Source organism: Streptomyces sp. NPDC006372 (genome assembly GCF_040612515.1).
In the GTDB taxonomy this organism is placed as follows: domain Bacteria; phylum Actinomycetota; class Actinomycetes; order Streptomycetales; family Streptomycetaceae; genus Streptomyces.
The window spans coordinates 21,543-38,169 of sequence record NZ_JBEXQJ010000017.1; the positions used below are offsets into that span (position 1 = coordinate 21,543).

Below are 16,627 nucleotides of genomic sequence, written 5' to 3' on the forward strand. Positions count from 1 at the left end.
GGCAGGGCTTGTGAGTTGTCATGTGCCTATGGCGAGATTTCACATTCCGGTAACCCGGGCCCGTACCATCTCGCCATGGCCAAGGCACCCGTTCTCACCCCGCAGGCGCACGATTTCCCGCGCTGGTACCAGGACTTGATCACCAAGGCGGAACTCGCCGACAACGGTCCGGTGCGCGGCACCATGGTCATCCGACCGTACGGCTACGGGCTGTGGGAGCGGATGCAGGCGGAGATGGACGCCCGCATCAAGGAGACGGGCACCCAGAACGCGTACTTCCCCCTGCTGATCCCCGAGTCGTACCTGACCAGGGAGGCGGACCACGTCGAGGGCTTCGCGCCCGAGCTCGCCGTGGTCACGCACGGCGGCGGCAAGGAACTCGAAGAGCCCGCCGTGGTCCGGCCCACGTCAGAGATGATCATCAACGATTACTTCTCGAAGTGGGTGCAGAGCTACCGTGACCTGCCGCTGCTCATCAACCAGTGGGCGAACGTCGTCCGCTGGGAACTGCGGCCGCGGCTCTTCCTGCGCACGTCCGAGTTCCTCTGGCAGGAGGGCCACACCGCGCACGCCACGTTCGAGGAGGCGCGCGACTTCGCCTCGCACATCCACCGGCGGGTCTACGAGGACTTCATGCTGAACGTCCTCGCGATGGACGTCGTCCCCGGCCGCAAGACCGTCAAGGAGCGGTTCGCCGGTGCGATCAACACCCTCACCCTCGAAGGCATGATGGGTGACGGCAAGGCCCTCCAGATGGCCACCAGCCACGAACTGGGCCAGAACTTCGCCAAGGCCTTCAACACCCGGTACCTGTCCAGGGACGGCCGGCAGGAGCTGGTCTGGCAGACCTCCTGGGGCTCCACCACCCGCATGATCGGCGCCCTGGTGATGATGCACGGCGACGACAGCGGTCTGCGCGTCCCGCCGCGACTGGCGCAGATCCAGGCCGTGGTCCTCGCGATCAAGGGCGACGAGGCGGTTCTGGCCAAGGTCCGCGAGCTCGGCGACCGGCTGAAGGCGGCCGGAGTCCGCGTCCACGTCGACGACCGCACCGACACCCCCTTCGGCCGTCGTGCCGTCGACTGGGAGCTCAAGGGCGTCCCCGTGCGCATCGAGGTCGGACCGCGCGACCTGGAGAACGGCACCGCGATGCTGGCGCGCCGCATCCCCGGGGGCAAGGAGCCGGTGTCCCTGGACGCCCTGGTGTCGCTGCTGCCCGAGGTCCTCGAGGAGGACCAGGCCCTGCTGCTGAAGCAGTCCCGCGAGCGCCGCGAGGCACGGACGACCGAGGTGTCCACGTTCGAGGAGGCGGTCGAGGCCGCCACCACCGGCGGCTGGGCGCGCATCCCGTGGGCCGCACTCGGCGAGGAGGGCGAGGCCAAGCTGGCCGATCACGCGGTGACCGTACGGTGTCTGGTAGCCGAGGACGGGTCGGTGCCGGACGCCGACGACGCACCGGGTAACGTCGCGGTCGTCGCACGCGCTTACTGAGTGGGGCGCACGGCGACCGAAACGCCTCTTGCGTATCCGCTGACCCCTGGTACCCCGGCGTGGGGACGTCCGCTACGCGCCGGGGCGTACGCGGGGCTACGCACCACCTTGTGGTGAGCTGCGAGGCTTCTCCACAGATCAGCGCACCCGCCCTCGTCGGGACGCATCAGAGGCAACTGACGGGTACGTGCAAATTATTTGGGATGGCCCGGAATCGGAACACTGGGGCACCCCGGCTCGTTGTCATTACGTGAGCACGACACAGACACCACCTGTTCTCGCCGCAGAGCTGGCACAGGCGTGGGCCGACATTCAGCGGTACCACCCCGAGCTGCCCGACCTTGCCGCGCCAGAGTCCCTGATCGGGGAGTCGTCGTCCGCGTGCGGTCACGAGCTCTCCTTCGAGCGACTGCTCCATGAGGCAGTCCATGGCGTCGCCGCCGCGCGCGGCGTCCGCGACACCTCCCGTGCCGGCCGCTACCACAACCGCAGATTCCTCGCGATCGCCGAGGAGCTGGGCCTGGACCACCCCGAGGAACCGCATCCCAGCAGCGGTTTCTCGCTGGTCACGCTCAGTCCCGAGGCGAAGCGCCGCTACCGCCCGACGATGGAACGCCTCCAGCGGGCCCTGAAGGCCCACACGGCGGCGACCTCCTCCGACACCTCCCGCACCTTCCGGGGCCCGGCCGCGCGCCACGGCTCCTCCGGCGGCGGTGTGCGCGTCAAGGCGGTCTGCGACTGCGGCCGCAACGTCCGCGTCGTCCCGTCGGTCCTCGCCCAGGCCCCCATCGTCTGCGGCGGCTGCGGCAAGCCGTTCCGCATCCCGGACGTGGTGGGAGCAGGAGCGGTGGCGAGCTGACGCCCGCACCGGCATCTCGTGGCTGCCGGTCCGGACGGGAGTCCGCGCACCCGACGTACGCCACCACCACGTCGGGTGCCGCTCCGGCGTGCCCGCACGGCGGCTCGCACCCCGGCCGGGAGCGGCCCGCAGGGTATGGCACAATGGCTAGCTGTACTCGACAGCCGCACAGGACCCCTCTCTCCTCCGGCTGACGCGTCCATCGGGCACTCGGGTACCGCAACCCCACGCGGCTTCTCTCGCCGTGCCCAACCACGTCAAATCCAGGAGAACCCACTCCCGTGGCAGTCAAGATCAAGCTGAAGCGTCTGGGCAAGATCCGTTCGCCTCACTACCGCATCGTCGTCGCCGACTCCCGTACCCGCCGTGACGGCCGGGCCATCGAGGAGATCGGCAAGTACCACCCGACGTACAACCCGTCGGTGATCGAGGTCGACGCCGAGCGTGTGGCGTACTGGCTCGGTGTCGGCGCCCAGCCGACCGAGCCCGTGATGGCCATCCTCAAGAAGACCGGCGACTGGCAGAAGTTCAAGGGCGAGCCCGCCCCGGCTCCGCTGCTGCAGGCGGCCGAGAAGTCGGCGCGTCCGTCCTTCGAGGCTCTGGCCGGCGAGGACGAGGGCAAGGGTGAGGCCATCACCCAGAAGAAGAAGGCTGAGAAGAAGGACGAGGCCGCCGCCGAGTCCGCTTCGACCGAGGCCTGAGCATGCTCGAGGAGGCTCTCGAGCACCTCGTGAAGGGCATCGTCGACAACCCTGACGATGTGCAGGTCGCCTCGCGCAACCTGCGCCGCGGCCGTGTGCTCGAGGTCCGGGTCCACCCGGACGACCTCGGCAAGGTGATCGGCCGCAACGGCCGCACCGCACGCGCCCTGCGTACCGTCGTGGGCGCCATCGGCGGTCGCGGTGTCCGCGTCGACCTCGTCGACGTGGACCACGTCCGCTGACGCTTATCGCAACCGGCTCGGGCCGGGGAGGGCCTTCAGGGCCGTCCCCGGCCCGCAGTCGTACGACAGGAGAGTTGGACACGTGCAGCTGGTAGTCGCACGGATCGGCCGTGCCCATGGCATCAAGGGTGAGGTCACCGTCGAGGTACGCACCGACGAGCCGGAACTCAGGCTCGCGCCCGGCGCCGTACTCGCCACGGATCCCGCCGCCACGGGACCGCTCACCATCGAGACGGGCCGCGTCCACAGCGGCCGCCTCCTGCTGCGCTTCGAGGGCGTCAGCGACCGCAGCGCCGCCGAGGCCCTGCGCAACACCCTCCTGATCGCCGAGATCGACCCGGACGAGCTGCCCGAGGGCGAGGACGAGTACTACGACCACCAGCTCATCGACCTCGACGTGGTCACCGCCGACGGCACCGAGGTCGGGCGTATCACGGAGATCTCGCACCTGCCCACGCAGGACCTGTTCATCGTGGAGCGCCCCGACGGCAGCGAGGTGCTGATTCCCTTCGTGGAGGAGATCGTCACCGAGATCGACCTCGAGGAGCAGAAGGCCGTCATCACCCCGCCGCCCGGCCTGATCGACGACCGGGCCGAGATCGCGTCCAGCCGGGAAGAGTCGTAATGCGCCTCGACGTCGTCACGATCTTCCCGGAGTACCTGGAACCGCTGAACGTCTCCCTCGTCGGCAAGGCACGCGCGCGTGGACAGCTGAACGTCCATGTGCACGACCTGCGTTCGTGGACCTACGACCGTCACAACACCGTCGACGACACGCCCTACGGCGGCGGCCCCGGCATGGTCATGAAGACCGGGCCCTGGGGGGACGCGCTCGACTCCGTCCTCGCCGACGGCTACGAGACGGGCGCCGGGGCCCCCGCCCTGATCGTGCCCACGCCCAGCGGACGCCCCTTCACCCAGGAACTCGCCGTCCACCTCTCCGAGCGCCCCTGGCTGATCTTCACGCCGGCCCGCTACGAGGGCATCGACCGCCGCGTCGTCGACGAGTACGCGACGCGGATGCCGGTCTACGAGGTGTCCATCGGCGACTACGTCCTCGCCGGCGGCGAGGCGGCCGTCCTGGTCGTCACGGAGGCCGTGGCGCGGCTGCTGCCGGGTGTCCTCGGCAACGCCGAGTCCCACCGGGACGACTCCTTCGCGCCCGGCGCGATGGCGAGCCTGCTGGAGGGCCCCGTCTACACCAAGCCGCCCGAGTGGCGCGGCCGGGACATCCCCGAGGTGCTGCTCAGCGGCCACCACGGCAAGATCGCCCGCTGGCGCCGGGACGAGGCCCTGAAGCGCACCACGGCCCACCGGCCCGACCTGATCGAGCGGTGCGACCCGAAGGCCTTCGACAAGAAGGACCGCGAGATGCTCTCCATCCTGGGCTGGGCACCGGACCCCGAGGGGGAGCCGTACGGCCGATTTTGGCGCAGGACCGAGGGCCTGGCAGAATAGACCGCTGTTGTGCGTCCGTCCGGCGTGCGCCCCTGCCACAGGGGGAGACGACGCCCGTCCCGACGCGCACAGCTCTGATCCGAAACACCTAGTTTCCGTTGATGACCTGTGGCATCAGCGAAGAAAGCAGACGAAATGTCTCACCTGCTCGACACCGTCGACTCCGCGTCGCTGCGCAGCGACGTCCCCGCCTTCCGTCCGGGCGACACGGTCAACGTGCACGTCCGCGTCATCGAGGGCAACCGCTCCCGTGTGCAGCAGTTCAAGGGCGTCGTGATCCGCCGCCAGGGTTCGGGCGTGCGCGAGACCTTCACGGTCCGCAAGGTCTCCTTCTCCGTCGGCGTCGAGCGCACCTTCCCGGTGCACACCCCGATCGTGGAGAAGATCGAGCTCGTCACCAAGGGTGACGTCCGCCGCGCCAAGCTGTACTACCTCCGCGAGCTGCGCGGCAAGGCCGCGAAGATCAAGGAGAAGCGCGAGAGCTGAGCGCTCTCCGGGGTTCGCGTCGGGGCCGGATAGCATCTGGCTCCGATGGACACCGAAGCACAGTCGACGGAGCGCGACCGCTCCTCCCGCCCTTCCGACTCCGAGGAGACCTCGGACCCCGGAGGGCCGGAGGAACGGTCGCGTTTCGCGTTGGTGTCCCGTGCCGCCGAGTGGCTGCCCGGCGGCCGGATCACTCTGACCCTGCTCACGTGCCTGCTGTTCCTGCTCCTGCTCAGCACCTTCGTGCTGCGGCCGTTCCAGATTCCCAGCGGATCCATGGAAAAGGCATTGAGGATCGGAGACCGGGTTCTCGTAAATAAGTTGGCGTACCGTTTCGGTGCCGCGCCGCAGCGGGGAGACATCGTCGTGTTCGACGGGACCGGGTACTTCGGGCACGCGGACTACATCAAGCGCGTTGTAGGCGTGGGGGGAGACCACGTGGTCTGCTGCGACAAGGACGGGAGGATCCAGGTGAACGGCCGGCCGGTCGACGAGTCGCGCTTCCTGTACCCCGGCGACAGCCCCTCCACGGTGTCCTTCGACGTCGCCGTACCCGACGGCACTCTCTTCGTCCTCGGCGACCACCGCAGCCGGTCCAGCGACTCCCGCGACCACCTCGGCTCGCCGGGCGGCGGCATGGTGCCGGTCGCCGACGTGATCGGCCGGGCCGACTGGATCGTCTGGCCCGCCGGCCACGCGGTCCGCCTGCACCGCCCCGACGCCTACGCGCACGTGCCCGCACCCGCCGCCGGAAGGGCGGGCGCCCATGGGTAACCGCGGCAAACCGCGCGGCGTCGTCAGCAACGCCGCGGAGAACCTGCTGCCCACCGGCGCCCGGCGCACCTCCGCCCCGTCCGGCGGTGGCCGAACGCGCGCCGAGCGGCGCAAGCTCCAGCGCAAGGTCAAGCGGCGCCGCAGGCGCGGCGCCGTCAAGGAGATACCTCTCCTCGTCGGCGTCGCGGTCCTCATAGCCCTCGTCCTGAAGACGTTCCTCGTCCAGGCCTTCGTCATCCCGTCCGGCTCGATGGAGCAGACGATCCAGATCGGCGACCGCGTGCTGGTCGACAAGTTCACCCCGTGGTTCGGCTCCAAGCCGCAGCGCGGGGACGTCGTGGTGTTCAAGGACCCCGGTGGCTGGCTCCAGGACGAGCAGACGACGACCCCGAAGGACGACCCCGTCGTCATCAAGCAGGTCAAGGAAGGCCTCACCTTCATCGGTCTGTTGCCGTCCGACAACGAGAAGGACCTCATCAAGCGGGTCGTCGGCGTCGGCGGTGACCGCGTCAAGTGCTGCGACGGACAAGGGCGCGTGACCGTCAACGGCATCCCGCTGAACGAGGACTACCTGTACCCCGGCGCAGCCCCGTCCGACACGCCGTTCGAGATCACCGTCCCCCAGGGCCGGCTGTGGGTGATGGGCGACCACCGGAACAACTCCGCGGACTCCCGCGCCCACCAGGACACCGACTACGGCGGCACGGTCTCCGAGGACGAGGTGGTGGGCCGCGCCATGGTCATCGCCTGGCCCTTCGGGCACTGGAACATGCTCGACGAACCACAGACCTACGCCTCCGTGTCGGACTGGGCCGGGTCGACCGCTGCGCCCCCGCTGTCGCATAGGGTTGCTTCCGACGATTCGAACGGAACGATCCAGCTCCCGACCCCTGCGGAACTCCCGCTCGTTATGGGAGTGGTGGGCCTGCGCCGCGTATGGGGCAGGCGGCGGCACACAGTGAGGAGTTGGCGTGGGGGATGTGGCGGTTGGCGCACGGTCCGGACACGACGGGGAGGAGCACCGCGGAAGCCCCGCGGAATCCACCGTCCCGGCCGCGGACAGCGCCGTGACCTCCGGGAATGACTCCGGGGCAGCCAAGGACGACAGGGTGACGGGCGAGCACACGACAGCCGAGGGACAGGGGCCGGGCGGCACGGCCCGCACAGCGAAGAAGCCACGCTCCTTCTGGAAGGAGCTGCCCATCCTGATCGGCATCGCGCTGGTGCTCGCGCTGCTGATCAAGACCTTCCTGGTGCAGGCGTTCTCCATCCCCTCCGACTCGATGCAGAACACGCTCCAGCAGGGCGACCGCGTGCTGGTCGACAAGCTCACCCCCTGGTTCGGCTCCGAACCGGAGCGGGGCGAGGTCGTCGTCTTCCACGACCCGGACAACTGGCTGGCGGGCGAGCCGACGACGGACCCGAACGCGCTCCAGACGTTCCTCAGCTGGATCGGCCTCATGCCGTCGGCGGAGGAGAAGGACCTCATCAAGCGCGTCATCGGCGTCGGCGGCGACACGGTCGAGTGCAAGAACACCGGCCCGCTGAGGGTCAACGGCAAGGCGCTGGACGAGAAGTCGTACGTCTACGCCGGCAACACGCCGTGCAGCGTCGACGACCAGGGTGGCCAATTCAAGGTAAAGGTTCCCGAGGGCTACATCTGGGTCATGGGGGACCACCGGCAGAACTCCCGGGACTCCCGCTACAACCAATCGGACGCGCATCACGGCATGGTGCCGGTGAAGGACGTCGTCGGCCGTGCCGTCGTCATCGCCTGGCCGGTCAACCGCTGGGACAACCTGCCGGTGCCGGACACCTTTGACCAGAGCGGCCTGGGCGCCCAGCCGGCCGCGGCCGGTCTGCCGGCGGCGCCGCAGGGACTCGCGCTCGCCGGTGTGGTGCCGGTGGTGTGGTGGCGCCGCAGGAAGCAGTGATTCCGACGGCGGGCTGACCCTGGTCGGTACCCCCGGGTAGGGTGCGGACCCATGGGTGGCGAGAGCATGACGCACACGGTCCCGCGCAGCGGTGGCCCGAGCACGGGCCCGGTGGGCAGCCGGACCGGACAGCGCTTGTCCGGACTGGCCGTCGCGCTGGGCCTCGTGTTGTTCCTCGGGGGGTTCGCCTGGGGAGCGGTGGTCTACCGGCCGTACACCGTTCCGACCGGCTCGATGACGCCGACGATCGGCGCGGGCGACCGGATCCTCGCGCAGCGCGTCGACGGCGCCGAGGTGCGCCGTGGGGACGTCGTCGTCTTCAAGGACACGACCTGGGCCAACGCCCCGATGGTCAAGCGCGTGGTCGCCGTCGGCGGTGACACGGTCTCCTGCTGCCAGGACGGCAAGCTGAAGGTCAACGGCAAGGAGATCGACGAGACCTACCTGCCCAAGGGCAAACCGGCCGAGATCAGCAACTTCCCGACCGTGACCGTCCCCGAGGGCCGGCTGTTCCTGCTCGGTGACGAGCGCGACAGCTCCCTGGACTCCACCGCCCACCTGACCGACGCCGCCGGCGGCACGGTGGCGCGCAGTGCCGTGGACGCGCGGGTGGACGCCGTCGTCTATCCCATGAACGGCATGCTGCCGCGCCCCACCGGCTTCGAGCCGCTCGGCACCCTGTCCTCGCCCGGTCCGCTGCGGACGATCACCGCCGCGGTGATCGCCGGTGCCGTGCTCGTCCTGGCCGGAGGCGCCTACGGGCCCATCGCCAAGCGCACGGGCAACGCCAGGGCCCGGCGGGCGAGCGCGGAGCCCGCGGGTGCCCGCTGAGGCCGTGGGGGCGGGCGACGACACCTACGAGGGCGGACTGCGCAAGGTCGCCCGGGTGGTACTGCTCGACCCGCAGGACCGCATCCTGCTGCTGCACGGGCACGAGCCGGACGATCCCGCCGACGACTGGTGGTTCACCCCCGGTGGCGGCGTCGAGGGCGACGAGACCCGTGAAGAAGCCGCACTGAGGGAACTCGCCGAGGAGACGGGCATCACCGAGGTCGAGCTCGGCCCGGTGCTGTGGCGGCGGATGTGCTCGTTCCCGTTCGCGGGTCGCCGCTGGGACCAGGACGAGTGGTACTACCTGGCTCGAACGGACCGCACGGCGATCCAGGCCGCGGGGCTGACCGAGCTGGAACGGCGCAGTGTCGCCGGAGCGCGCTGGTGGACGTGTCCGGAACTGTCCCGGGCACATGAGACGGTGTATCCGACCAGACTCGCCGGGCTGCTGCGCACGCTGCTCGACGAAGGTCCCCCGGCCAGGCCCGTGATCCTTGACCCGGAAATCGTCTGAGGGCTCACGGTACTGGCGCACAATGGTGGGATCGCACGGCTGAAGGGGAACATGCCATGAGCGCCGAGGACCTCGAGAAGTACGAGACCGAGATGGAGCTGAAGCTCTACCGGGAGTACCGCGATGTCGTCGGTCTGTTCAAATACGTGATCGAGACCGAGCGGCGCTTCTACCTGACCAACGACTACGAGATGCAGGTGCACTCGGTCCAGGGTGAGGTGTTCTTCGAGGTGTCCATGGCGGACGCCTGGGTGTGGGACATGTACCGGCCGGCGCGGTTCGTGAAGCAGGTCCGGGTCCTCACGTTCAAGGACGTGAACATCGAGGAGCTGAACAAGAGCGATCTCGAGCTGCCGAGCGGGTGACCGCGTGAGTCACCGAGTGGGTGACGGGGTTTTCCACAATCGCTGAGCCGTCCACCAAGATCCACTTCGTGGGGAAGGCTGCGTGATCGTTGGCGCCGGAGGTGGTGCCGACATGAACGCACATAGGGCACGCAGCGCACTGGGCAAGTACGGCGAGAGCCTGGCCGCACGGCGGCTGGCCGAGGCCGGTCTGACGGTGCTGGAGCGCAACTGGCGCTCCGGCCGGACCGGTGAGATCGACATCGTGGCCAGGGACGGGGACGTCCTGGTCGTCTGCGAGGTGAAGACCCGCAGGGAGGGCCCCTTCGGTCATCCGATGGCGGCCGTGACCCCGCAGAAGGCGGAGCGCCTGCGGGACCTCGCCGAGCGGTGGATCCAGACCCACGGGGGCGCACCGCCCGGCGGGGTCCGCATCGACGTGGTAGGGGTCCTGCTGCCGGCCCGCGGCGCGGCCGTGGTCGAGCACGTGCGAGGGGTGGCCTGATGGGGTTCGCCCGTACGTGTTCGGTGGCGCTGGTGGGTGTCGAGGGCGTGGTCGTCGAGGTGCAGGCCGACCTCGAACCGGGCGTCGCGGCGTTCACCCTGGTGGGGCTGCCCGACAAGAGCCTCACGGAGAGCCGGGACCGGGTGCGCGCCGCGGTCGTCAACTCGGGCGCGGCCTGGCCCCAGAAAAAACTCACGGTCGGCCTGAGCCCGGCCTCGGTGCCGAAGTCGGGCAGCGGCTTCGACCTGTCAAGGGTGGCACTCAGACGCTTTTAAGCCGTACCCTCCTCGGCATGACCAACCCTCCCCGCGCTGGCCGACGCATGGTCATCTACGCCCGGATCAGCGACGACCGAGAAGGCAGACAGAACGGCGTCGACCGCCAGGAGCGGCAATGCCGCACCCTCGCTGACAAGAACGGTGACGAGATCGTCGCCGTCTTCACCGATGACGACCGGTCCGCATACAGCGGCAAGCCGCGCCCGGACTACCTCAAGATGCTCGCCTTCCTCCGCGCCGGCCACGCCGAGGGCGCTTACGCCCTGGCCCCGACGCGCTTCTACAGGCGACTCGACGACGGCCTTGAGTTCTTCAAGCTGATCGCCGAGAAGGGCCTCGAGGTCGAGACCGTCAAGGCGGGCCGCTACAACCTGGCAACCGCGGACGGGCGCCGTGACGCTCTGCGCGCGGCAGTCGACGCCCAGCACGAAGCCGAGCAGATCAGCGAACGCGTCCGGGATGCAAAGGCGGACAACCTGGCGAAGGGTGAGTACCGCGGCGGCCCCCGCCCGTTCGGCTACGAGGCCGACGGCATCACCCCCCGCTCACTGGAATGCCCGCAGTGCCCCGCCCCGGACGGATTCGCCATCAAGCGCGAGGACGACGAGGAGACGGGCAGCTTCACCGTCGTGGCCGTCTGTGTGGCATGCGGGGCAGACGCAGAGGTCGCAGACGGCTCCGAGGCATGGCACGCGGAAAAAGCCACGGACGCCATCATCGCCGGAGACAGTCTGCGCTCGGAGTGTCGGGCCCTGGCGGCCGCTGGAATCCGCACGGTGCCTCGCCGGTACAAGCAGCCCGACGGCAGCCGCGGGGAGCCCGAGTCGCGGGAGTGGACGCCCACAGAGCTGCGCAAGATGTTGCTGCGTCCCCGCAATGCCGGGCTCATCGAGCACAAGGGCGAGATCGTAGGCAAGGCCTCATGGCCGCCTCTGGTGCCCGAGGAGAAGTGGCGGGCATGCAAGGCCATCTTGGAGCGCCCCGAGCGTCGTACGACACCAGGGAACGGGCGTGTGTGGCTCGGTACGGGCCTGTACCGCTGCGGTTTCGACGAGTGCACCGAGACCGTGCGCTGCTCGACCTCGGGCAAGGGGACCGGCCGCGTGCATGTGCCGGCGTACCGCTGCCGCACGGGCAAGCACGTCACCCGGGTGGCCGCTCCACTGGACGAGCACATCACCAACCTCGTCTTGGTGCGACTGTCCCGACCTGATGCTGCCGCTGCCCTGGTGCCGCCTGCCCGGTCGGCTGAGAAACAGGAGGATCTCGCGGCCGCTGCAAACGCACTGCGGGGCAAGCTCGACTCCCTGGCAGCCGACTACGCGGAGGACCTCATCACGCGGCAGCAGATGCTCGACGGGACCGCGCTGACCAGACAGCGGCTGGATCAGGTCGAGGCACGGATGGCGGCGCAGGCGCAGCAGTCGGTGCTGGCAGGGCTGCCGCTCGGTACGCCGAAGGTGGTCGAGGAGTGGCCGGACTATCACCTGGACAAGAAGCGGGCGATTGTGGACGCGCTGATGACGGTCACCCTGCTGCCCGCGCGTCGTGGGAGGCCGGCGGGGTTCCAGCCGGGGGTGACGAAGTCCTACTTCAACCCGGACGCCGTGCGCATCGACTGGAAGCGGCCTGGCTGATCAAGGGGAGCGGCCCGGCCGGGGGAGTCCCTGGCCGGGCCCTTTGCTGTCGCCGAGCGCTCAGGTGTCGGCCTGCTCGCGGGCCTTGGCCCGGGCGGCGTGCAGCGGGTTGTTCGCCTTGCCCTGGGCGGGCTCGACGTAGTGCTTCCGAACCGTCTGGGAGCCGGGCTTCCACCGGCCTTGTGCGGTCGGGTCGCCGCCCGCATCAGCGATCTCCTGCGCCGGGCCGCGCCGGGCACCGTGCGCGGTCGCCGGGCGGCCGTCCGGGCCCTTCACCCCGGCGAGGGCGGCCCGGGTCTTGAAGACGTCGCCGATGGCGTCGGGGCTGAGGAAGTCGCCCCGCGGCCCGGAGCGCGGGCGGATAGTGCCGCCTCGGGTGATGTGCCGGAACAGCGGCCCGGACGTGATGCCCTGATGGCGCAGCTCCTCCAGCCACGCCCGTACCCGGCGGACGGGGCACACGGCAGGCTCGTCGGGGTCGGCCGGGACGAACGTGGACTCGCCCTTGGCGGCCTGGTCGGTCTTGGAGAACGCCACCAGAACGGTGACGCCGTCGTTCTCGACGACCAGCTGCTCGATCAGGAGGTTCGCGAGCTCGCTGCGCCGGGCGAGCATCCCCCAGCCGAGCGTGAGCAGCGCGGCATCCCGCAGGGCCCTGGGCCGCTCGCGGTCGTCCTGGGCGGTGCAGGTGCCGACCATGGCGGCGAGGGCAGGCGTACGAATCGGCGGGGCCTTCCTGGGGGTGCGGCGGCGGGCCCACTCCCGGGAGTGCTTGCGGAGGATCTGCCGGGCCTCCTTCGTGCCGGGCTGCTGCCCGTCGGGGTGGGCGGAGCGGATCGCCGACATGTGTACCTGGACGGACGTGGGCGCCATGTCCCGCTGCACCAGGTGCCCGACGTACTCCACGAACGTCGCCGTGGTGCACGGCATGGCCACGCGGCCGTTCTCCTCGCACCAGGTGCGGAACTGGCCGAGGGCGGAGCCGTAGGTGCGGGAGGTGTTGGCGGGGGGCGCCTCGTCGATCAGGTCGGCCGTCTCGCGCGAGATCCGGAAGTCTGCCTCTGTGTACTTCGGGAGGTCGGCCGTCGTCGGGACCGGGGCGCCGGGGCGGAGCAGGGTGTGCCGGTCCACGAGGGCGCGGGGTGCCGGCTTCTCCGCGACGGCGGGTAGCGCGCGGCCCTCGTCGTCGTCCACCAGTTCGGCGTCGACCACCTCAACAACGGTTCCGGAGTCGATCACTGACCCTCCCTCAAACTAGCCTTGTATAAGGGAAATTATACGGAGCTACCCCCGGTAAGGGGGTGGCCCTAGGTCCATGCCCGAGTTGACTCGCGCCCATATCGTCGACTGTATGCACACGGTGACTCGGCAGCGGCGTACCCCTCCGGCGGGACTCGGGGAGGCGCTGCGCCAGGCGCGCGACGAAGCCGGCCTCTCTCAGGGCGCGGTGGCGGCCGCGGTCGGCGTCCGGCCGGACTACATCTCGAAGTTGGAGCGCGGCGAGCGCTGCCCATCCGTGAAGGTGGCGCAGGCGCTCGCTTCGGTACTGGAACTGCGAGCGGCAGGGTCGGCTCTGCTGTCGGCCGCGGCGGTCGACGACGCCGGCCGATCGCACCCGTGGCGCACTCGGCAGCAATGAACCCCTCACCTGTGCAGGCGGGGGGTTCAGGGGAGCAGGTCAGTCTTCGTTGACTGGCGAGGTGGCGACGGCTGAGAAGTCGGGGCCCCCCTTGTACTCGAGTCCCTCTTGCTTGGCGCCGTGCAACCAGGTGCGTACCGTCCCGGGGGCGACTCCGCGCTTCTCCGCGACGAAGGCCGCTGGCGCCTTCTCTCCCGCCGCGATGGCTGCGGCGTACTCGAGTTGGACCTCGGCCAGCCGGATAAGGCGCTTCCATCGACGCAGGGCCCCTGGTCCGTCGTCCGGGTTCACGTCGGGGTGTCGCTCGCGAACCATCTCGGCTGCGCGCTCAGGGATTAGTTCGGGCGGCGGCGCCATCTCGACCATCCGGATTCCAGATGTGAGCGGAGCGCCACTGGGTGCGCGCAACCCCAGGGATAGAGCGAGGCGAGCGGCGCGCTCGAGCTGCGTCACCGGCAGGTCCCGGATGAGGGTGGCGGCGAGAGGCTGCCACGCTGACGCCTCGAGATCAGGGGCCTGCTGGATCCGGATGCCATAGGGGCCTTCGATGCGCTCCCCGTCCCGAATCACGTACTCGATGCGGACGAGGACATGCGGATATGTGACGGGGACGAGGGACACCAGTGAACGGGCGAGGTTTCCGGGTGCGCCTTCGATGGGCTCCGGATCCGTGATCCAGACGCGATGGCTTTGGGGGGCGGTCATGATGCTCATCCTGCCCGCCTCCAGCCCGAAGCGCAACGCCAACGGGAGGCGCACGGGAACTCGCATGGAGCGACGTTCTGATGCGTAGTCCCGAATGAGTTCCATAACGCTCCCGGGATGTGCTTAGATAGTCCCATGACCACCGAAGACCTTCGGCGGATCAGCGCAGTTCGCGTGCTTGTCGCCAGCGGCAAGGTGCGGGAGCGGCGCGAGAACCGCAGACTCACGCTCCGAGAGATCGCCGATTCCGTCGGCGCCAGCGTGTCGACCGTGCACCGCTGGGAGCAGGGCACCGCAGCTCCGCGCAGCGCGGCCGCTCTCCGGCTGGCTGACGTCCTTGACATCACGTCGAGCGTCGCCTGATGGACGCCGAGAAGCTCGCGGCAGAAGCCGCAGCCCGCGGCGATAAGGCCGGCGAGGCCTACTGGCTGGGGGTGCAGCGGCTCGTGAACGAGGCCCCGCCGCTCAGCCCCGAGCAGGTCGCCCGGCTTCAGGTCCTCATCTGGACCGACCCCGCGCCGCACATCACGGCCGCATGAGAGCGGCCCGGCCGTCGGTGTCATCACCACCAGCGACCGGGCCTGAACGTCCCACCAACGACGAAGCCCCCGGCTCATCGCCTGCCAGCGACCGAGGGCCCGTCATCTCAGAGAAGGAGAAGACGTTGTCTCACCAGCTTAAGACCATCCCCGCCCTGGACACCACGCCCACCGGCCGGGTCCCGTTCCTCGTCGACGAGCCGCGCGAGCACGGCACGGACCCGGAGCAGGCCGCGCGCGTCGAGGTGGCCGTCGACCGGATCATCGGGGCCCTCGTCGAGCACGGCCGGAAGTACACCGCCGAGACCCTGCACGAGACCCTCGCCCGCGAGGCCGCCGAGCGGGAGGCGGGCCGGATCCCGCGCCCCTGCGACGTCTACGACTGGTGCGACGACGTCGACACGCACGACGACCACTGCGGCCCGGAGTTCTTCGTGCGGTCCTTCGACCGGCACGGCGAGCCCCTCGTGTTCGCCTGCCTCGCCGAGATCGGCGACCAGGCGCCCGCCGTCTCGTTCATGGGCGACGACCTCACCCCCGAGCAGACCCGCATCACGGCCGCACGGCTGCGGGAGCTGGCCGACGCCATGGACGGCATGGCCGCCACGGTCGAGGCCGCCCAGCAGGACGGTCCGCAGGCGTGACCTGCCTCCCTCGTCCCCTCGCTTCCGCCCTGCTCGTGGCCGGGCGGAGCCCGGGGCCCTGACCCACGGCGCGGCTCCGCCACCCCGCGCCCACGACGTCCCCCAGACCCTGGCCGGCCGCCCACCGGCCGCCCTCTCGGCAAGGACCCGAACGTGAACGAAAACCGTGTCGCCCGTCCAGGCGACAAGCGCCCCGCGGCCACCGCGGGCACCGGGGCGTGGCGTGCCCCGACCGGCACCGACCAGGTGGCTCTGTGGGCGTCGGCCCGAGTGACCGAGCTCATCGGCGATCAGCGCCAGCCAGTGCCCGCCTACGGCACGCAGGAGTGGCAGCAGCTCGGAACCAACGATCAGCGCAGGTTCGCGGCCGTCCTCACGGCCGCCGAGCTCTGGCGTCAGTACGGCGACGAGGATGCCTTGCTGGCCTGGTTCAAAGAGGCTTCCGCACCGCACGCTCCGATCGCCGAGCGGCGGACGCTCGCGGAGCTGGACGCCCTCGCGCAGCCTCGACCGACGCGCCCTGTACAGGCCTCCGAAGGGTGGCCACCGGTCGCGATCCCCGGTCGGCCGGGCTGGTACCGGTGCCTCCGTGACGGCCGTCAGGTCGACGTGCAGAAGCGGCAGGTGGCGGCATGAGTGCAACCGTCACCAAGCTGTCCCCGCGCTCCGACGAGGCGACGGTACGGATCGCGGGTGTGGTTCTCGTCGACCTCTCCGAGCACGTCGACCGGGACACCCTGATGTCGTTCCGGCCGACCGTGGACATCCCCCCGTGCGGGTTCCCGCCCGGCACGAACGTCGAGGTGCACATCGGTGGGGCGCGCGGCGTGTACGAGGGCGACGCGAACCTGCGGGCGCTCGTCGCCGCTGCTCACGCCTGCACGATCGTCGTGAAGGGCTTCGACGCTAACGGCGTGATCGAGGCGCAGCGGGTGCTGACCCGCCTGGCCGGCATGACCCCACGGCCCGAGCGGCTCGGCTGCGAGCGCGGCGGATGCGAACTCCTCTACGGCCCTGCCGACCTTGAAGGGCCCCGCCGGTGACGA

The 16,627-nt window shown here is 70.1% G+C and carries 23 protein-coding genes and 1 pseudogene; 22 read left to right on the top strand and 2 right to left on the bottom strand.

Annotated elements, in window-relative coordinates; genetic code table 11:
- The first annotated feature begins 75 nt into the window (after nt 1-75).
- The 16 genes and pseudogenes from proS (at nt 76) to ABZ016_RS23850 (ending at nt 12,054) form a co-directional block, all read left to right on the top strand.
- On the top strand, nt 76-1,491 hold the full coding sequence (proS, locus tag ABZ016_RS23775) for a proline--tRNA ligase (RefSeq protein WP_356918665.1): 1,416 nt from the start codon (nt 76-78) through the stop codon (nt 1,489-1,491).
- 250 nt (nt 1,492-1,741) lie between these two features.
- Nucleotides 1,742-2,350: a hypothetical protein gene (locus ABZ016_RS23780; protein ID WP_356918666.1), complete on the top strand. Its 609-nt coding sequence runs from the start codon at nt 1,742-1,744 to the stop codon at nt 2,348-2,350.
- 281 nt (nt 2,351-2,631) lie between these two features.
- Complete coding sequence (gene rpsP, locus ABZ016_RS23785) at nt 2,632-3,051, top strand: 30S ribosomal protein S16 (RefSeq protein WP_356918667.1); 420 nt, start codon at nt 2,632-2,634, stop codon at nt 3,049-3,051.
- Between the two features lie 2 nt (nt 3,052-3,053).
- Nucleotides 3,054-3,293 (top strand): RNA-binding protein, encoded by a 240-nt coding sequence (locus ABZ016_RS23790; RefSeq protein ID WP_003973401.1) that lies wholly within the window; start codon nt 3,054-3,056, stop codon nt 3,291-3,293.
- A gap of 82 nt (nt 3,294-3,375) precedes the next feature.
- Nucleotides 3,376-3,918 carry a ribosome maturation factor RimM gene (rimM, locus tag ABZ016_RS23795; protein ID WP_356918668.1) on the top strand — a complete coding sequence of 181 codons (543 nt, stop codon included), beginning with the start codon at nt 3,376-3,378 and terminating at the stop codon, nt 3,916-3,918.
- Nucleotides 3,918-4,751 carry a tRNA (guanosine(37)-N1)-methyltransferase TrmD gene (gene trmD, locus ABZ016_RS23800; protein ID WP_356918669.1) on the top strand — a complete coding sequence of 278 codons (834 nt, stop codon included), beginning with the start codon at nt 3,918-3,920 and terminating at the stop codon, nt 4,749-4,751. Before rimM ends, trmD begins: the two co-directional genes overlap by 1 nt.
- A gap of 135 nt (nt 4,752-4,886) precedes the next feature.
- A complete protein-coding gene (gene rplS, locus ABZ016_RS23805) occupies nt 4,887-5,237 on the top strand; it encodes a 50S ribosomal protein L19 (protein ID WP_003993262.1) in 351 nt (116 codons plus the stop codon).
- A gap of 45 nt (nt 5,238-5,282) precedes the next feature.
- Nucleotides 5,283-6,011, top strand: coding sequence for a signal peptidase I (lepB, locus tag ABZ016_RS23810; RefSeq protein ID WP_356918671.1), 729 nt, complete (start codon nt 5,283-5,285; stop codon nt 6,009-6,011).
- Entirely contained in the window at nt 6,004-7,095 is a 1,092-nt protein-coding gene (gene lepB, locus ABZ016_RS23815; protein ID WP_356918672.1) for a signal peptidase I, read from the top strand. Before lepB (ABZ016_RS23810) ends, lepB (ABZ016_RS23815) begins: the two co-directional genes overlap by 8 nt.
- Entirely contained in the window at nt 6,983-7,945 is a 963-nt protein-coding gene (gene lepB / locus ABZ016_RS23820) for a signal peptidase I (protein WP_356918673.1), read from the top strand. The genes lepB (ABZ016_RS23815) and lepB (ABZ016_RS23820) overlap by 113 nt, the downstream gene beginning before the upstream one ends.
- A gap of 51 nt (nt 7,946-7,996) precedes the next feature.
- Entirely contained in the window at nt 7,997-8,776 is a 780-nt protein-coding gene (gene lepB / locus ABZ016_RS23825) for a signal peptidase I (RefSeq protein ID WP_356918674.1), read from the top strand.
- Complete coding sequence (locus ABZ016_RS23830; RefSeq protein WP_356918675.1) at nt 8,766-9,290, top strand: NUDIX hydrolase; 525 nt, start codon at nt 8,766-8,768, stop codon at nt 9,288-9,290. The genes lepB (ABZ016_RS23825) and ABZ016_RS23830 overlap by 11 nt, the downstream gene beginning before the upstream one ends.
- A gap of 56 nt (nt 9,291-9,346) precedes the next feature.
- Nucleotides 9,347-9,655, top strand: coding sequence for a DUF2469 domain-containing protein (locus ABZ016_RS23835; protein WP_003993268.1), 309 nt, complete (start codon nt 9,347-9,349; stop codon nt 9,653-9,655).
- Nucleotides 9,656-9,737: 82 nt separating this feature from the next.
- Nucleotides 9,738-10,139, top strand: a complete 402-nt coding sequence (locus ABZ016_RS23840; RefSeq protein WP_356918676.1) for a YraN family protein — start codon at nt 9,738-9,740, stop codon at nt 10,137-10,139.
- Nucleotides 10,139-10,390, top strand: a pseudogene (locus ABZ016_RS23845) (magnesium chelatase domain-containing protein); the annotation flags it as partial. The gene ABZ016_RS23840 and the pseudogene ABZ016_RS23845, both read left to right, overlap by 1 nt.
- 41 nt (nt 10,391-10,431) lie before the next feature.
- Complete coding sequence (locus ABZ016_RS23850; RefSeq protein WP_356918677.1) at nt 10,432-12,054, top strand: recombinase family protein; 1,623 nt, start codon at nt 10,432-10,434, stop codon at nt 12,052-12,054.
- A gap of 60 nt (nt 12,055-12,114) precedes the next feature.
- Here ABZ016_RS23850 and ABZ016_RS23855 read toward each other — a convergent pair whose 3' ends face one another.
- Nucleotides 12,115-13,293, bottom strand: coding sequence for an integrase (locus ABZ016_RS23855; RefSeq protein WP_356918678.1), 1,179 nt, complete (start codon nt 13,291-13,293; stop codon nt 12,115-12,117).
- A gap of 76 nt (nt 13,294-13,369) precedes the next feature.
- Here ABZ016_RS23855 and ABZ016_RS23860 point away from each other — a divergent pair, with 76 nt between their 5' ends.
- Nucleotides 13,370-13,693 (top strand): helix-turn-helix transcriptional regulator, encoded by a 324-nt coding sequence (locus ABZ016_RS23860; protein WP_356918679.1) that lies wholly within the window; start codon nt 13,370-13,372, stop codon nt 13,691-13,693.
- A gap of 39 nt (nt 13,694-13,732) precedes the next feature.
- Here ABZ016_RS23860 and ABZ016_RS23865 read toward each other — a convergent pair whose 3' ends face one another.
- Entirely contained in the window at nt 13,733-14,407 is a 675-nt protein-coding gene (locus ABZ016_RS23865; protein ID WP_356918680.1) for a hypothetical protein, read from the bottom strand.
- A 126-nt stretch (nt 14,408-14,533) separates the two neighbouring features.
- Between ABZ016_RS23865 and ABZ016_RS23870 the strand changes: the two genes are divergently transcribed.
- The 5 genes from ABZ016_RS23870 (at nt 14,534) to ABZ016_RS23890 (ending at nt 16,624) form a co-directional block, all read left to right on the top strand.
- Nucleotides 14,534-14,761 (top strand): helix-turn-helix transcriptional regulator, encoded by a 228-nt coding sequence (locus ABZ016_RS23870; RefSeq protein WP_356918681.1) that lies wholly within the window; start codon nt 14,534-14,536, stop codon nt 14,759-14,761.
- A complete protein-coding gene (locus ABZ016_RS23875; RefSeq protein ID WP_356918682.1) occupies nt 14,761-14,937 on the top strand; it encodes a hypothetical protein in 177 nt (58 codons plus the stop codon). The genes ABZ016_RS23870 and ABZ016_RS23875 overlap by 1 nt, the downstream gene beginning before the upstream one ends.
- 125 nt (nt 14,938-15,062) lie before the next feature.
- Nucleotides 15,063-15,581 carry a hypothetical protein gene (locus tag ABZ016_RS23880; protein ID WP_356918683.1) on the top strand — a complete coding sequence of 173 codons (519 nt, stop codon included), beginning with the start codon at nt 15,063-15,065 and terminating at the stop codon, nt 15,579-15,581.
- A 153-nt stretch (nt 15,582-15,734) separates the two neighbouring features.
- The gene (locus ABZ016_RS23885; protein WP_356918684.1) at nt 15,735-16,217 is read left to right on the top strand and encodes a hypothetical protein; all 483 of its coding nucleotides are present in this window, start codon (nt 15,735-15,737) and stop codon (nt 16,215-16,217) included.
- Nucleotides 16,214-16,624 carry a hypothetical protein gene (locus ABZ016_RS23890; protein WP_356918685.1) on the top strand — a complete coding sequence of 137 codons (411 nt, stop codon included), beginning with the start codon at nt 16,214-16,216 and terminating at the stop codon, nt 16,622-16,624. Before ABZ016_RS23885 ends, ABZ016_RS23890 begins: the two co-directional genes overlap by 4 nt.
- Nucleotides 16,625-16,627: the final 3 nt, after the last annotated feature.

Bases quoted from the DNA above. Each gene is read 5' to 3' on its own strand.
- proS (WP_356918665.1), top strand. From the start codon at position 76: ATGGCCAAGGCACCCGTTCTCACCCCGCAGGCGCACGATTTCCCGCGC.
- ABZ016_RS23790 (WP_003973401.1), top strand. From the start codon at position 3,054: ATGCTCGAGGAGGCTCTCGAGCACCTCGTGAAGGGCATCGTCGACAAC.
- trmD (WP_356918669.1), top strand. From the start codon at position 3,918: ATGCGCCTCGACGTCGTCACGATCTTCCCGGAGTACCTGGAACCGCTG.
- rplS (WP_003993262.1), top strand. From the start codon at position 4,887: ATGTCTCACCTGCTCGACACCGTCGACTCCGCGTCGCTGCGCAGCGAC.
- lepB (WP_356918671.1), top strand. From the start codon at position 5,283: ATGGACACCGAAGCACAGTCGACGGAGCGCGACCGCTCCTCCCGCCCT.
- lepB (WP_356918672.1), top strand. From the start codon at position 6,004: ATGGGTAACCGCGGCAAACCGCGCGGCGTCGTCAGCAACGCCGCGGAG.
- lepB (WP_356918674.1), top strand. From the start codon at position 7,997: ATGGGTGGCGAGAGCATGACGCACACGGTCCCGCGCAGCGGTGGCCCG.
- ABZ016_RS23835 (WP_003993268.1), top strand. From the start codon at position 9,347: ATGAGCGCCGAGGACCTCGAGAAGTACGAGACCGAGATGGAGCTGAAG.
- ABZ016_RS23850 (WP_356918677.1), top strand. From the start codon at position 10,432: ATGACCAACCCTCCCCGCGCTGGCCGACGCATGGTCATCTACGCCCGG.
- ABZ016_RS23860 (WP_356918679.1), top strand. From the start codon at position 13,370: ATGCCCGAGTTGACTCGCGCCCATATCGTCGACTGTATGCACACGGTG.
- ABZ016_RS23865 (WP_356918680.1), bottom strand. From the start codon at position 14,407: ATGAGCATCATGACCGCCCCCCAAAGCCATCGCGTCTGGATCACGGAT.
- ABZ016_RS23870 (WP_356918681.1), top strand. From the start codon at position 14,534: ATGACCACCGAAGACCTTCGGCGGATCAGCGCAGTTCGCGTGCTTGTC.
- ABZ016_RS23875 (WP_356918682.1), top strand. From the start codon at position 14,761: ATGGACGCCGAGAAGCTCGCGGCAGAAGCCGCAGCCCGCGGCGATAAG.
- ABZ016_RS23890 (WP_356918685.1), top strand. From the start codon at position 16,214: ATGAGTGCAACCGTCACCAAGCTGTCCCCGCGCTCCGACGAGGCGACG.